The organism is Haloarcula japonica DSM 6131, from assembly GCF_000336635.1.
Classification (GTDB): domain Archaea; phylum Halobacteriota; class Halobacteria; order Halobacteriales; family Haloarculaceae; genus Haloarcula; species Haloarcula japonica.
Genome location: NZ_AOLY01000022.1, coordinates 11,717 through 27,241, shown reverse-complemented (window position 1 = coordinate 27,241; position 15,525 = coordinate 11,717). Strand labels below are relative to the sequence as shown.

12 protein-coding genes and 3 pseudogenes are annotated in these 15,525 nt (G+C 54.7%); 12 read left to right on the top strand and 3 right to left on the bottom strand.

Going from position 1 to position 15,525, the window contains the following annotated elements; translation table 11 throughout:
- From C444_RS08330 to C444_RS21190, 8 genes and pseudogenes are all read left to right on the top strand, one after another.
- Positions 1–281 (top strand): annotated as a pseudogene (locus C444_RS08330) (hypothetical protein); the annotation flags it as partial.
- Between the two features lie 85 nt (positions 282–366).
- Entirely contained in the window at positions 367–1,572 is a 1,206-nt protein-coding gene (locus C444_RS08325) for a hypothetical protein (protein WP_004592238.1), read from the top strand.
- A 66-nt stretch (positions 1,573–1,638) separates the two neighbouring features.
- Positions 1,639–1,860, top strand: a complete 222-nt coding sequence (locus C444_RS08320) for a hypothetical protein (RefSeq protein ID WP_004592237.1) — start codon at positions 1,639–1,641, stop codon at positions 1,858–1,860.
- A gap of 123 nt (positions 1,861–1,983) precedes the next feature.
- Complete coding sequence (locus C444_RS08315) at positions 1,984–2,985, top strand: DUF6610 family protein (protein ID WP_004592236.1); 1,002 nt, start codon at positions 1,984–1,986, stop codon at positions 2,983–2,985.
- 71 nt (positions 2,986–3,056) lie between these two features.
- Positions 3,057–3,401 (top strand): hypothetical protein, encoded by a 345-nt coding sequence (locus tag C444_RS08310; RefSeq protein WP_004592235.1) that lies wholly within the window; start codon positions 3,057–3,059, stop codon positions 3,399–3,401.
- A gap of 300 nt (positions 3,402–3,701) precedes the next feature.
- Complete coding sequence (locus C444_RS08305) at positions 3,702–4,634, top strand: ArdC-like ssDNA-binding domain-containing protein (protein WP_004592233.1); 933 nt, start codon at positions 3,702–3,704, stop codon at positions 4,632–4,634.
- Positions 4,635–6,298: 1,664 nt separating this feature from the next.
- Positions 6,299–7,291 (top strand): annotated as a pseudogene (locus C444_RS08300) (transposase).
- A 61-nt stretch (positions 7,292–7,352) separates the two neighbouring features.
- Positions 7,353–8,120, top strand: a complete 768-nt coding sequence (locus C444_RS21190; RefSeq protein ID WP_004592232.1) for a DUF7093 family protein — start codon at positions 7,353–7,355, stop codon at positions 8,118–8,120.
- A gap of 68 nt (positions 8,121–8,188) precedes the next feature.
- Here C444_RS21190 and C444_RS08295 read toward each other — a convergent pair whose 3' ends face one another.
- Positions 8,189–8,878: a hypothetical protein gene (locus C444_RS08295; protein ID WP_004592231.1), complete on the bottom strand. Its 690-nt coding sequence runs from the start codon at positions 8,876–8,878 to the stop codon at positions 8,189–8,191.
- Positions 8,879–9,004: 126 nt separating this feature from the next.
- Here C444_RS08295 and C444_RS08290 point away from each other — a divergent pair, with 126 nt between their 5' ends.
- Positions 9,005–9,448: a hypothetical protein gene (locus C444_RS08290; protein WP_239641276.1), complete on the top strand. Its 444-nt coding sequence runs from the start codon at positions 9,005–9,007 to the stop codon at positions 9,446–9,448.
- A 3-nt stretch (positions 9,449–9,451) separates the two neighbouring features.
- On the opposite strand, the gene C444_RS08285 is transcribed toward C444_RS08290, so the two are convergent.
- Both C444_RS08285 and C444_RS08280 read right to left on the bottom strand, forming a co-directional pair.
- Complete coding sequence (locus tag C444_RS08285) at positions 9,452–10,480, bottom strand: disk-shape morphogenesis protein volactin (protein WP_049909330.1); 1,029 nt, start codon at positions 10,478–10,480, stop codon at positions 9,452–9,454.
- Positions 10,481–10,646: 166 nt separating this feature from the next.
- Entirely contained in the window at positions 10,647–11,534 is an 888-nt protein-coding gene (locus tag C444_RS08280) for a DUF7139 domain-containing protein (protein WP_004592229.1), read from the bottom strand.
- Between the two features lie 344 nt (positions 11,535–11,878).
- Between C444_RS08280 and C444_RS23105 the strand changes: the two are divergent.
- From C444_RS23105 to C444_RS08265, 3 genes and pseudogenes are all read left to right on the top strand, one after another.
- Positions 11,879–13,037, top strand: a pseudogene (locus C444_RS23105) (transposase).
- Between the two features lie 376 nt (positions 13,038–13,413).
- Positions 13,414–14,844 (top strand): CARDB domain-containing protein, encoded by a 1,431-nt coding sequence (locus C444_RS21775; RefSeq protein ID WP_152420792.1) that lies wholly within the window; start codon positions 13,414–13,416, stop codon positions 14,842–14,844.
- A complete protein-coding gene (locus tag C444_RS08265; protein WP_004592226.1) occupies positions 14,841–15,506 on the top strand; it encodes an ABC transporter ATP-binding protein in 666 nt (221 codons plus the stop codon). The genes C444_RS21775 and C444_RS08265 overlap by 4 nt, the downstream gene beginning before the upstream one ends.
- The last annotated feature ends 19 nt before the right edge of the window (positions 15,507–15,525 follow it).

The window sequence follows — 15,525 nt, the reverse complement described above, 5'->3', positions numbered from 1 at the left end:
AGATGTGTATAAGAGACAGGTCGATGGAACGGTTCGTGCGTCGGCACGGCCGGCGGCGAGGCGTTCGGCTTCTGCTGACGTTCGTGCGAGCTGACTTCGACGGCTCGATGATCAAAGCGCTCAGAGACAAGGGCTGGCACTGTGCCGGGAAAACGGAGCCCGGACAGGCAGGTAACCGGCCCAACAAGCAGATCCGAGAGCGGCCGAAGTGGCGGTTTCTCTGTGAAGTCCCAGCTGAGTCGGAACGGAAACAGGCCTCACTCTCCTGGTGGTCTCGTTAACCAACGAACTTCCACCCTCCGGGCCCGGTGTTGGTTAAAGTAGTGTTGTTGTTGCGCCCGGCAGAGGGGCACAGGGCGCGAGACGATGCAGGCGGTCGTCGATGAGCGTTCCTGCGTCGAGGTGACCGAGATGAAAGACCCAGAGTCGAGAACCATCTTCGCTGGCGTCGATGGACGTACCGACACCGAACTGCCCGAGTGGTACCGACAGCGTCACGGGGGCGAAAATCCCGTGTCCTTCGCCGAGGCGATCCGTAATCTCCCGCAGGCCGTCGAGACAACCGTGGCGTACCAGAACCCCTACACCGACGAGTGGGTCGAGACGGAGCGGTTCAACGCGCTCGTCGAGCCGAGTCGCGCTCGGGAGCAGGCCAGAGATGAGGGCGCGGAGACGGATCCACTATTTCACGTGCCCACCGACTCGTACGCGATCATCAACCCGGTCGACGTCTACGGGCCGCTGGAGGAGGTCCTTCGCGAGGAGACCATCGAGGGGACGCCGCTGGGTGATGTGATGTTCGGCGAGATTCGGCGCTACCGTGGCGGCGGCGAGGTCCATATGGACATTATGTTCGACGGCCTCGAGGTGCGCCTCCCTGGCCGGTCGGACCCGATCACGATGGGTGTCACGTCGGGCTACGACTTCTTCGGCGAGCACGCCGTCTACGTGGAGGGCTTCGCCCAGGATGGGTATTGCTCGAACACGATGCGCTCGCTCACCGACAAGGAGGTCATCAAGCACGTCGGCGACGTGCGGAACTTCCGGACCTGGTGGGAGGAGCTCCTCGCACAGGTTGAACTCGTCGCCGACGATCTCTTCGAGTTCATCCGGGACGCGCAGGACATCGACCTCGACTTCTCGGAGCTCCCGTTCACTGTCACGGAGTTCTACAGCCTACTTGGCTTCCCGGATTACCTCGCCGAGCGCGCTGCGAGCGATGCGGAGGCCAACGCGCCCTCACCCGTCGAGATCGATATGTGGACGCTGCATTCCGGGGCGACGTACGCGCTCACGCACTTCTTCCAGGGCAAGGAGGGTGCGTCGCTGGACGGCTACGTCCGCACGGCCAACGACATTCTGTTCAATCCGGAAGGTACCATCGAGCGCGTCGAACGCGCCTACGAGGAGGAGCTGGAGGCGGACGGTGACGACGGGTCGCAGGCGTCGCTCGCCGGCGAGCGGGCGCTCGCGAGCATCGAGCGCGTCAGCGACGACCTGCAGGAGAAGGTCAATCAGTTCGAGGAGCGTGAAGATGCGCTTCGCGAGCGGTTCCAGGACGCGATGGCCTGACGCTGCGATGGTGGGGTAGTCGGCTGTTCTGTCTTTCTCTCCCGTGAGGGGTGGAGGGCGATAGCGATGGAGAAGTCCACGGACAACAGCGGGGCTGACGACGAATTCCCACCCGAAAAGCGCCTCGAAGCACCGAACCATCGACTGATCAAGGCTGGAATCGCGACGATTCCCGATATGGAGACACTCCGGGAGTGCGTTGCATACGAGAACGCGCACCAGAATCGGACACAGATTCTGCGTCGCCTCCAGTGGAAAGCGGAAGAGTTGCGTGAGGATGAGAAGTAGCGATCGGTCTTAACCAACATACGGGATCATCTATCACCTTTTGTTGGTTAACAGCAGAGTATCCCGTTTTTCGGGCCCCTGAATGGGTGCGGGGCGGCCAGTGGCGGCCTCGCGAGTTCAGTCATGTCCATCGATTTGAGTACGGACTCCAGCACGGCTAGCGACATCGCTGCCGCCAGACAAGCGGACCAGGTGGCGTTCCTCCATCGAGTTCCGTTCGTCGCTGACGCCTTGGCACTCGGATATCTTCCCGGGTTTCGGGAAGACTGTGGGTATCAGGCAGACCAGTACCTGAACCTCGAGATTCCTGTCGGGATGCTCGACAATGACTTCCGGAATCCCGATCTGGATCGATTCGTCGATCGCTTCTTCGAGTACGAGCCACAGGTCGGTGTCATCGGCGACATCTACGAACCTGCTGACGTCGACGCCCACGTCGCTGCTGCTCGTGAGATCCAAGCGAGCCATCCCGAGGCCCAGCTCATCGTCGTCCCGAAGTGCCAAGCGGTGATCGACGAGATTCCCCAGGACCTCGTCCTCGGGTATTCACGAGGATATGCCGACCGTCTGGCCCACGAGTTCTCCGACCCAGCCGACTGGAGAGGGCGGCGCGTCCACATCCTCGGCGGGAGTCCGCCCAAGCAACTCGACGCCATTCGACAGCTGACCAGACCGACACTCACTGACGAGCCACCGGCCGACATCGTCGGCGTCGACTGGAACGGGGTGCATCGTGGCGCGCAGTTCGGTGAGTTCTGGACGGCCGACGGCTGGGACGACAGTGGTCGCGACGCCGACCACGTCACCGTCCGAAAGACGGTGCGCCACAGCCTCGCTCGTATCCGCGAGTTCTGGCAGACTCACGGAGTCTGGCCCGAATCGACACCGCAAGACGACGGGTTGGACATCAAGTACGAAGGGCCGCGGCCAGCCGATCTCGAGCGAGCGGCCTGTACCGAGTGCGGGATGAACGTCTGGCGAACTCGCCGCGGCCCGTATGTCGCGGAATACGATACCAGCGTCATCTGTGGATACTGCAGCTACGAGTGCTACTTCAGCCACCGTCATCAGAACAACCTGGAGGAGATCGCCGGCGAGCAGAGCGTCTACCTCCCGCCGGCGTGACTTCGCGACCTGTTTTTTGTGCCCCCAGAGAGGGCGAGGGCACCCTCGAATGCTCTCAGAGGTGACTTCCAGTGAGTCAACAAAGTCCCGACAACGTCTCGATCGACGAGATCCCGGTCGATATCGACACCACGCAATCAGCGGAGGTCGAGCCCGCCGACGTCCCCGACAAAATCGAATCCATCACCCGTGGGCTCGCCGGTGAGCAGCCGCCGACGAATCCGTTGGTCGTGCTGAAAGCGGCCCGGTGGTGGTACATTCACGGCAAGGGCGGCACGGATCCCGCCTTCCAGTGGGCCATCGAGTGGGCGCGTCACCTTGCGACCGACACGCCTAGCGACGTCGAGCGGTTCGACGAGTTCCTCGAGTACCTCGTGACGGTTGGGTTCGCTGAGGAGCGATCAACACTTCGCTGATCAGAGCTTGTAGCAGGCGACATCCGCAGCCCCACAGCTGGGACACTCTTCGGCGTCCTCTGAGAGTGTCTCCCCACAGTTTCGACACTCCCACAGAGTCGATGAATCACCATCGACGGCTCTTCGGAGTGTACTCAAGAGTCCCATCCTAGCTCGGCTGAGGTACGCATGATTATTAACACCACCCCCTGATAGCCATCCCGACTTAAACAAAATCGCGGTGAGTTGTTTTTCTGCGCCCGAAGGGTGCGGCGCGTTCTGAACTGCTGCAATCGCGGTGAACTCAGTTCGGTGAACACAATGGCTACGACCAGTGACTCGTCGGTCTCCTTTGAGCAGACCGACACGCGAGACGACGAGATGAACAGTACCATCGAACAGTGGATCGACGACCTCGTCGCCGGCGTCGACGACGCGCAGGCCAGCGCCGAGTTCCAAGAGTGGCTGGACGTCCAGAGTCGCTTCCATGACTACTCCTACCGGAACACGCTCCTCATCAAGCGGCAGTGTCCCGAGGCGAGCCGGGTGGCGGGCTATCGGACGTGGCAGGAGGAGTTCGACCGCCACGTCACGGAGGGCGAGTCGGCCATCTGGATCTGGGCCCCGATCATCACCAAGCAGTGCCCGGAGTGCGAGAACTCGCCAAGGTACCACGAGGACAGTGATTGTGAGTACAACGAGATCCCACCCGAGGAGTGGTCCGAGGGGCTGGTGGGGTTCAAGCCTGCGCCTGTGTTCGATATCTCCCAGACCGAGGGCGAGCCGCTTCCCGACCTGAACACGGAAGCGACCGGGGACACCGGGGACCTCGTCGACCAGTTGACTGCCGCCGCGGATGAACTCGGCGTGACGGTGCGAATCGTCCCAGCCGAAGAGTGGACCCACGGTAAGGCGAAGGGTATCTGCGAGCGACTGAGTCTCGTCGACGCCCAGCCGCTCGTCGAGGTGCGTGATCGGGAGAACGAGGCCGACCTTGCGCGGACGCTGATCCACGAGTACGCACACGCCCTGCTCCACTTCGACGTTGACGACGACACCGAGCGGACGAAACGCGAAGTCGAGGCCGAAGCCGTCGCGTACGTCGTCGGGCGCTACTGTGGGTTGGACACCAGCGGCTCGGCGTTCTACCTCGCTGCGTGGGAGTCGGACGATCACGGGGTCGTTCGCGAGCGCCTCGGCCGGATTAGTCGAACAGCAAAAGAACTCATCGATGTACTCGAAGACGGTGCCTGAATCCTCATAAGTTGGAAAGCCAACTGAGATCTTGACGGAGGTTATCCAAGAGAGCAGTTTCAAGAGCTATCTCAGTGACAGCAATACACATTAATCCTTTATTGATCATACTATACTAGCGGTTAACTTACCATTCTATTGCGTAGCTTTCATTATATACTCACGATTGAATTATTCATAGGGTGATCGTTCAGCGTGACCAATACGAAAGTTCCGGGACAATGTCCACAGTGTGGCTCGATCGATATCCTAGTAGTCAGAATAGCACCGATTGATCATGAGCACGGGGACGAGTGGCGTACCCGTGCCGAGTGTATCTGTTGTGACGAGTATACGGAATGGTTCTAAAACCGTAGCAGTGAGCATAACTCCTCGATACCATGCCGGCCCCTGAGTGCGCAACCATGACTGGTCCTGTTATAGCCAGACAACCGCTAGTATGGACGCTGCTGTGCCGCTATCACCTGCTATTGGTTGTGGGTTCACGTTCAGATCTATCTTTTCGACATCAACTGCTACGGAGCTAGATAGCAGAGACACAGACTGTTTTGAATGTTGGTTCGGTATGGGGGACCAAGACGTTTGGAGAACGAGCGCACCTCCGACAACCATCCGGCGGTTTGGAGTGTGTCTCAATACGGCGAGGGTATCGATCAGAGAGACAGTCGCTATCTCAGATTTTCGGATGTTACTTTTCACATAGTCCGGTCCAGAACTGAGATTATACGCGTCTGAAGCACAGAACGATCCACCGACGTACGGGCCAATATCCCGGCCACGCTCCAAACGCGTGTATGCGAACCATTCAGCAAGCGTCTCAAAGGATGGGTGTATCGGCTAACAAAACCATCTCAGAATCGACATCAGCTGCCACAACAGCTACGGTGGATTCATAGTTGTCTCAGTAGCGGGCCGTACCCTCGCTGTCGAGACCTGGGAAGAGCAGTTGGCTTGGATGAACAACTTACATCTTATATCGTCATCACCGTTGAGGAGTCACCGATGAACCCGTAATGCCCGGAAGAGAAATGCCCCGACCGGAGGCCAATCACTGAGATCATACAAAGAAGGCAACTCGAAGCTCGCTGGCAGAGGTGAGACGACGTGGGCTCCTATGATGGCAGTCAACAATCATCGGCAGTGACTGAAGGATACTATCGGTTACTGACTAACCGAAGGACCGATCTCAGCGCGCCCGCGGATATCTTCCCTGATTAGCCCCACGATGTCGTTTGGAGTTTTGCCGATGCGTGGCTTAGAAAGCTCGGTTTTCTATTTGAATCGGTCGGTTTCGTGTTCAGTCGGAACGGCTCCTGTTGTTCACACCCTTGACACGCGTATGGATCCTGAAAGTCACTGTGTATCTGTGGAAACTGAGTCAGTGCTCACACTATTGACACTCAAATACTGTTTCAATCACTTTCAGACGGATATCCGCGCCACTTGAACAGTCATCTGTGTTGCGACGGGGTTCTCGTGATGTACGTAGTATAAAGTGCGTATCGGATCTGTGTTGTGGTGATTACATACCCAGACGCCGGTCTGCGATAATGAAACTACCGGGGGAGAGTAGGACTCGCTCACTAAATTAAGATAGTTGTTACTGGTTGTGAATGAGCCTGTCATAGAAAGCCTCCCAAGGGAGGCCGCAGGGTTTGGAAACTGTGTCCACCAGCTCCAACGCCCTGCAAAACGTAGCTTCAGTCAACGAGTTGTTGAATGCAGCGGCTACCGAGACAGTGCCAACTGTTTGAGCATCTCGACTTCGAGTTTCTGCTGGAGTACGACGTGTTCGCCCCCGCTTCGAGGGGGCGAACACGAGTTCACGAACCACCAGACCTCTTCTGCGGCTTTCTGCACTGCTACTACGAGAGCGTCTAGGCGCTCGTCCAGTGATACGAGAACTCCGGCACAGCCTTGTCTGGTACTACTGCGGACTCGGTAAACCGCCATCTAGGGACACCGTTGACCGGTTTCTCACTGATCTCGAGCCTGTCGTTGACGATGTCTTCGAGAGGCTCATCGAGCAGGCCGCCGCCCGCGGCCTGCTCGACTCCACATACTCCATCGATTCGACCCACATCGAAGCAATCCAACACAACGACGCTGCATCGTGGAACTACGATCCAACAACCGAGGAGTACTACTACGGCTTCGGTTGTACACTCGTCTCAACTGGCCCAAAGATTCCGATAGCAGCGGAGTTTACACAAGCCAAGCAAGCGGATCAGGAGACGGCGATGCGCGTCATGCGTGACGCGCTCGCCGTCGAGACTCCCATCTGGATGCTTGGAGACAGCGCCTACGATATCCTCGACTGGCACGACCACCTGCTGGCCGCAGGGGTCGTGCCAATCGCTCCGTACAACCCGCGAAACACTGACGACCCACTGGACATCGAGTACAGAGTCGAAGACCGCATCGAGGAACACAGCGAGGACGTCCAGCTGAAACAATCCATCTTGGAGGAGACGTACAACCACCGGACAGGCGTCGAACGAACCAATGACGCGGTGAAGGACTGCGGCCTCGGGCACGTCCGCGCCCGAGGCCGCGTCCACGCACGAACAGAAGTGTTCGTTGCGCTCTGCCTCCGGCTCGTTGTTGCAATCACCAACTACGAGCGAGGAAACGATCCGGGCTGTGAGAAGCTATGAGATCGGTTCTATGACAGGCTCTGTGAATAGCTTCTTAGTCATACGAAATAAACAGTTATGCATGGGGATGCGCTGTGAACTATTTGGACACGATTTTGATAAGTCGAAGATAGAAGAGTCGTACAATGAACGCGAATGTGGCACTATTCTAACCGTTCGGGAATACAAGTCATGCCAGCGATGTGGACATATCTACAACATCTCCGAAAATCAAGGCCTGATATCTAACATAGAGGAATCAAAGGGACATGACGGGCAGTCAAACGAGGCTGAAGATAGAGCCGAAACGAAGCAACGAGTGAGACAAAGAAGGAATACAGAGGCTGAGACTGAAGCAACAGACTCAGGACAGAGGGTAGAAAAACCAGAAACGACCGATACGCCCGAACCAACGGTGGCCGCATCAAACACAGTCGCAGAACAGTCTTCGGACATAGAAGTGAGTAATAAGTCCTCAGCGGTGACTTTATCCAAGTCACTGGAGAAGGCTGACGACGCCGTGATACTGTCTGATTCAGAGACACAAGAACCAGATGACGACAACGCCACGTCGCTGAATAGCGACGATGCGATGATTATTGATGGTGATACAGATACTGCGCACTCATTGACTGAGACTTCTGAGGAACCTAGGACTGGAAACAGCCGAGGCGGGAGTTCGCACACAGCGGACGACTTAGAGAACACTACAAACAACCCAGATCCCACATATCAGTGTCCAAGATGCGAGTTCGAACTCCCTGCGAGTAAATCGTCGTTCTTTACTGGAGATGTCTGTCCACAGTGTCGGGTAGGCTATCTTGAAGACACATCTGACAGCGAATTGTAAGCATTCGACGAGACGAGATACCAAAGAGATCATCGGCGCGCGATAGTAGTTTCTCAATGAGTATCTGGTCAATAGTTTTGGAATAGCAGTTTTCGCACGTCATCTTTCGTTCGTGCACTCACTGTTGAACCGTCGGGGAGCGTGACTTCATATGGTTCGTCGTTTTCATTTGACTGGGTCCATTTCTCATTATGCTCAGTCAGCAAGCGGTTAGCGACCGAAAGGGTGTCTCCCGAAGTGTTGTCAGCTATCTCATTTGGCTCAGCTGCGTCATTGGCTTCGATAGTGTCGAGCGTTGAACCAGTCTGCGTCGACGCACCACTTTGTTTGCCACCGTGTCCGCCACTGGGCGTATCCGTTGGTGTGTTTGGACCAGTAGCCGCCTTTTCGTCAGCTTTGTTCGCTCTTGTGTCAAGTTCGATCTCTGCGAGGCGAGTCGCGAGTTCACTCGTCCCAAGCGCCGAAAGCAGCCTCCCTCGCATCTCGTCAGCTTCAATGCCGCTTCCAGCGACCTCCGATAGATCGGATGCGACGTGTTGGAGTTCCGGATACTCTGCTGAAGCGATTCGTTCGTAGTCGGTACGGCTCAGGCTTTCTCTGTCTTCAAGTCGGGCTGGCGGCGTATATGTATCGAGGAGGTAGTCAACGACATCTTGAATACGAATATGACCATACATTTCGATGAATGCGCCTTCAAGATCCTCCTGAATTGATGTTAACTCCGCCTGTTGTGCGTCTGTAATCTCAATCTCTGGCATCGCTTCCAACATTGGTCGCCCATCTCATAATTCGTTCTCTATATAGAGAGAGTTGACAGAAATATTGTATAGCAAAAACACGCATAATCTGATATGCGGTGCCCACGCTGCGACTCTGACCTCAGCATGTATACGCTTGCGACCGCTGACCAGACAGCGATAGTCTGTGAATCGTGCGGCTTCGCAGACAGCTCTACGTCGCATCACAATGAAATATCCCCCACAGAATCTTGGGAATTTGCCTTTGCCCGGTTCAATCAGTATCCTGATTTTAATCTCAATAAACCCGAAAATACTGGCCGGACACCCAGTATCCCGATTCCAGAACAGGGTGAGTCCACAGGCCGAGCAGAATTCTCACTCGAACAGGCTGGTGTTGCGGTGGGGATATCTCTGGGTTCTGATGCTAACAAGTTCCGCCAAGACACTGCTGACGAATTGAACCGTGCTATCGATGAAGGCGAAAGTAAACTAAGTGGAGGATTTACAGCCAAATTTGAGGAGGATGATGAGAATAATCAAGATACGGAAACTAACACCGACAAAACGGGGAAGGAACTGAGTGAATAACCGTTACTCGGCAGTAGAATCAGGTTCGTTAGCCTGCCCGGTTTGGCCCTCGCGCTCTTCTTCCGACCGCGCTGCGACGAGTGCTCCCTGTGCGACGCTATACAATGGATTTTCGGCTTGGCGCACATCGCTAATCGAGAACGGTATCTCAGAGTCATTGATCCGTTCAGCGAACAACTCTTCGAAGCCGTCAGGGCTCGATGTCCCGCCAGTTACAACCACCGGGACATCCAACCCCTCCTCGACATCTTCCTCATCAACTTCACTGATGATGTTCTCGATGACATAATCAAGGAGATTATCATAATAGATGCTCAATGCACCTTCAATACCACCGACATCCGTCTCAAAGTTGAGTGTGAAATTCTCCTCTTTAACCGAGGTAACCTTATCGACGGGCGTGCCAGTCGCCTGTGCAGCTTGCTCGTCAATCCAGTCACCACCACGTGCGATAGAGAACTTCATTACGGGGACTGCATAGTAGGATAAACAAACGTTGGTCATCCCAGCGCCAAAGCTGATACCGAGACCAGTGAATTCACGATTTGCAAGCTCGGAGTAGATGACGGCCATCCCCTCATTGATCGGCTCCGGGCTGTATCCCATATCAGTAAGTAGTGATTCAATCGTCTTTTGATGATATAGCGTCGAGACATCGGCATCGATTGGGTCTGCGGGAACCGAGAAAAACAGGCGCTCATTCGGGAACTCCGGCTGTCCCACCACCTGTTCAGTAATGAGCTTAATCATCGGGATTGCTGATTGCTCGTCACTTGAGAGAATCCCAGCCTGCATTGGGCGCCGTGTCTCCTCGCTAAAGATGTTTGCGAAGTTCAGGGCGTCGTCACCGACGATGTAAACCAGATCATCCTTGCGGATGTGGAGAACATCGCTTCTCGATAGCATTTGCTCGGCCATGTCACTGTAGTCAATTTCGACGAAGGAGTTCCGCTGCTGCACGAAGACCGTCTCGTTACCATCCTGGCGTGCAGACAGAAGGTTCATCGTACCGACATCAAGACCTTGAGGCATACGGTTGTATTTTCTCCACCACGTTGAAAAAGCTATCCTGTAGTATTGCAACAGACTATATTTTAGTTATGAATTTAGAACGAAAGAGACACGCATACATTCTGACAGGATCGAGCTTATGCAACGAGAAGGCCACAGTAGACCTCATATGGATTGGGCAGGCTGTTTATTTAAAAAATGACTGGAGACGGCTAACAATACCCTTCTCCTCTTCCACGCCGGTTTCTACATCATCGTTCTCGGTCTGTTCATTTCGGAATTCGGTGAGAGCATTGACCTGTTCTTCGGTGCCGGTGCTTCGTTCTGTCTTTGATTGGCCACCCTGCAGTTGCCTGAGTCCATCCACCGCATCGTCAATATCATTGCTGTCAGCCCGTGTCGTGGTCGCCTCGGAGTTCTTGATGGCTGTCCGGTCAAGGTCAGAATCTGTGTCCGGCATATCCAGGTTCAGCCGCTTGGTCTTGGGTTGTTGTTCGACGCCACCCCACGATAAATCCGTTCTTTCTAGAGCTTGTTCTATGTCGGTGTTGACATCGCTTTTGCTAACCGATTCCGACTTATTCTCGGCCGACTCAACCGCTTCGGGTGACTCGGTTGACGTTGTCGCTCGCTCAAGGTAGTGTGCAACCAGCGCCGCCCCTATCGAAGCTACGAGCATAACGAGCCCAGTGGCGTAGACGCTGATTGTCCAGACGCTACCATTGGTTCCCTCACTGGTAGTCCACCCGTACGGAAAAATATTAACCAAAATAATAGTTGCGGCGAGACAAAACACTGCGCCAGCAGCACTGACAACTCGAGTCCTGAAGCCAACTGGGAGGAGCACAACGACGCTCAACAGCACGGAAGGCAATCCGATGAATCCGATGACAAGTGCAATCTCCCGAATCTCCCAGTACAGCGGACTCCCAGATTCTAGGACGTTACTGTACAAAAAAAGACAGAACCCGAGAATAGCAAGGGCGACCCCAGCGAAAAAGAGGCCAAACCCAACGTAGATGTCCCGCTCTTTAGCCGGTTCGCCGATATACTCGTGATAAGTCGATCTGAACATATCGCGATAGCCCGACACAGGGTCGGTAGACGCGGAGGACCTGTCCGATGTAGATGTAGAGCTCATTCAGTTTGTTATCTTATTCGGATGGTGTTAAAGATGAGCTTACTCTATCCCACTCAATCTTACTTACAAAAATCCGAGGCAAAAGCCTCACCCTTGACGACAGGGATGAAGCCGACCAGCAGTATGCAACCGCCACAATGGCATAGACGGGGCTGGGCAGTGTCTAACGCGTGCGGCTATGATAGTAATAGTAACGCTCTTACGAAGTAGATTGTTGATAGCGAGAGCTAGGGCTGAAAGTCGAAGAGGGCAAGAGCACCGCGCCAGCGGTGCCCGATATGTTCCCAATACACCGGTTCGTATCGGAATCGGCTGCAGCGGACCTGCTACAAGGTTTGCTGGCGTGACGGCGTTGAGTGCCCCCGCTGCCGTTTCTGACCGTCAGGTCAGAACGGCAGCTGTCGGGTGTATCAACGGTATTTGTGTGAGAATTGCGGTCGGACGTTTGTCGTCGAAAGCGCGACCGTTCAACAGGTCAGGCGAAAGGATAGGGAAGCACGGTGCTCGTTCTTCGCCCTCAAACAGAAAGGCGAGTACGCCAACCCGCCATCGTACTGAGGCAACGAGGAGGACGGACGCGAACTCCGCACCTACATTCGGTGCAACCAGAACACGATTCAGTGAGGCAAACGTAGCCGTCTCGAAGTCCCTGTCGGGCAAGAACTGAAAGGCGAATACGGACTCGTCTACCACGAACAGCTCCGCCTCGAAGTCTGAGCCAACCCGAAGTGGGGGCGGCAATTAGGGTCGTCTAGAACTTGAGTACGACGAGGTGAGCGACCGTCTAGGGCTTTCCAACCGGTCACCATCCCTGATTCGACTGGATGCACCACTGGCTTCTCATGAAGCCGCCCTCGACGTTGGCGAGAACAATCTTGTTGCCTGTTCCACGACTACTGGAACCAGTACCTCTACGACGGTCGGAAGTTGTTCGAATGGTTCCGCGAGACGACTGATGAGGTTGCCCGTCTACAGTCGAAACCCGAGAGGGCCTACTCCTCGAATCAGATTCGATGGCTGTACCGACAGCAGACGAAACATCGTGACCACGCACGCGCTGGTGTGTGGCTGCGTCACACGGCTGTACGAGGAGGGCGTGGCGACGGCGTACGTAGGCGACTAACCGACGTGCTGGAAACGCACTGATCGGTCAAGGATGAACGAGAAGACGAACAACTTCGAGTGTGCAAAGAGTTCATCCACCGTCTCACGTGTGTTTGTGAGGAGTACGGCATCTCTTGGAAGCCGAGTCGGAAGCGTGGACGAGTTAGACGTGCCCCGAATGTGGCGACCTCAAGAATACGGTTCGCCACGGAGATGCGCAGACGTGTCCATGCGGATTCGAGGGGGACGACCGCGATTGGTCGGAAACCATACCCTCATGGGAGTCCCTCAGAAATGCGCACGAACCTGCAAGTTGCCTCCGTGGGTCAATAGCGGGACTCCAACGGAGGTACCCTCGTGCTTTAGCGCGGTGAAATGCCAATCGTCCTGTAGTTTTGCGCGCGAGTATCGAGATATACGGTCTACCTGAGTAAAAGAGGGGATATCAACGATACCACATCGATTATTGGGCTGGATTTGTCCTTCTTTTGTGGCCAATCGGTGTATATCATTGGGAATGAAATTTACCTTTGGCTTACCAGTGGCGATATGTGAAGAGTAATATACCGCAATACCGCTCTGGATTGGAGCATGATTGTCTGAGATTTCGAAATACAGCGATTCATCATGATTGGGGCAAATGAATCTCAGTCAGCTACTTCGAACCCTGCTTGCAATAACAGCGCTTTGTAGCAGTTTGGTTGTTCCGATGGCATCTACCGGTGCAGCCCAAACGGGCAGTGATGCTTACGTTACGGTGGGAAACATCTCGGTCTCTCCAGAGACGCCGGAGCCGGGAGAAAGAGTCACTATCAGAGCAGAGTTTCGAAATTCCGGGAGTAGCAGTGCTGCAATAACAATCACGGAAGCAAGTCTCAGGTCGGGGGGGTCATTACTGGATACCGCAGACGACCTTGGAAGCCTCGGGGTAGGCGACTCAACTGAGGTACCCTTCTCGACGACATTCGACAGTGAAGGGGAAAAGAAGCTCACTATTGTACTTCGCGGAACGTCTCCTAATGGCGGTATCTCCGTTATTAAAAAACCGGCCTACCTGGAGGTAGAGCGTTCTTCTGATGTTACATTGGCGGTTACAGAAGTCTATGAGACTGACGCGGCCGTTGGGGCGGAGACACCAATTAATGTCACGGTCGCAAATGGCAACAGCGAGGCCATTACTGGCGTCCAACTCAAACTTAGCGGCGCCAGTGTAAACGATCCGAACCGAATTACAGGCTCGATTGACGGAGGGACAGAGGAGCACTTCCAATACGAGATCACATTTGATAAGAGAGGGACACAAACGCTTTCTGGAGAAGTCATGTACAACACGGTTGACGGAGACGCACGAACGACAACAAAAGCAGTCAGTATTGACGTTGTCAGGCCAGAAGTCAGATCTGATGTCTCTGCAAAAACGCTATCCAATGGTGATACTGAAGTAACACTGACTAACTTTGGCAACACAAGATTCAGCGATGTCGAGATAGCGGCAATGGAAGATGATGACATCGTTGCACAGAACCTGATGGCAGATATTGCACCAGATTCGAACGAGTCCGTTGTCTTTGACATTCCGAGTTCAGTCGATGGCACTGTGACGTACACTGCGACTTACACCGCCGCCGGAACATCTCATACAACATCGCTGCAGGATCAATCAACGGTATCAGGAGAAATTCGACTGGTCAGTGTTGAGGCGTCTCAGTCCGGAACTGGTATCACCATCTCGGGTGATGCTGCGAATCTCGGCAGCACTACTGCAGACTCCGTCTTAGTTAGTGTTGCAGACACTGACAAGGTGAGTCCGACAGCACCCACAGGCGAGTACTACGTTGGTGAGGTTGAGAAGAGCGAATTTAGCACATTCGAACTGACGGCAGAAACAGGGTCAAGCACCGATTCAATCCCCATTGAGATCACATATGTAGTTGACGGTGACCGCGTGACAACGACACAGGAGATCGGAATCAAAGCGACAGGCAATAAAAACACTCCCAGAAACAACGATCAGGGCCAGTCCGCAAACGACCAAAATCCGCCGGAAAGTGGACTCCCACTAACGGCAATCGGCGTGACTCTGGCATTCATTGCTATCGGTATCATCGGGTTCGGAGTGTACCGCTGGCGTAACTCATGAGTGTTATCAAACTTAGCGATATCGTCAAAAGGTATCAGAGCGGAGAGGAAACCGTCGAGGCGTTAAAAGGAGTCGACTTTCATGCCGAGCGTGGTGAGATGGTACTCGTAACTGGCCCATCTGGGTCCGGAAAAAGTACGATGCTCAACATTATCGGACTCCTCGATACACCGACGGAGGGTACTGTTTGTCTCGATGGGTTGGATGTGACAAACTTCGATGTGGACGAGCTTACAGAGCAACGACGGTCGTCACTCGGTTTCGTCTTCCAAGACTTCCACTTGCTCCCAATGCTCACTGCCGTCGAAAATGTCGAGCTTCCGTCAATGTGGGATCGAAGTGTCGATCGCCGGGATCGAGCCATGGAACTACTCAAAATAGTCGGGCTTGGTAACCGTCTTACGCATACACCCGCTCAACTTTCCGGCGGTCAACAGCAGCGCGTTGCTATTGCCCGTGCACTAATTAATGAGCCTGATATACTCCTCGCAGATGAACCGACCGGAAACCTCGATCAAGAGACTGGTCGAACGATTCTTGAGGAAATGACTCGTCTTAAGCAACAGGAGAATATCGCTATCATTGCAGTGACACATGATGAGCAGATGGAGGCTTATGCGGATCGTATTGTTACCCTCGTTGACGGGGTGATTCAGTCGTGAGGTGGCTACGACGTTCCCC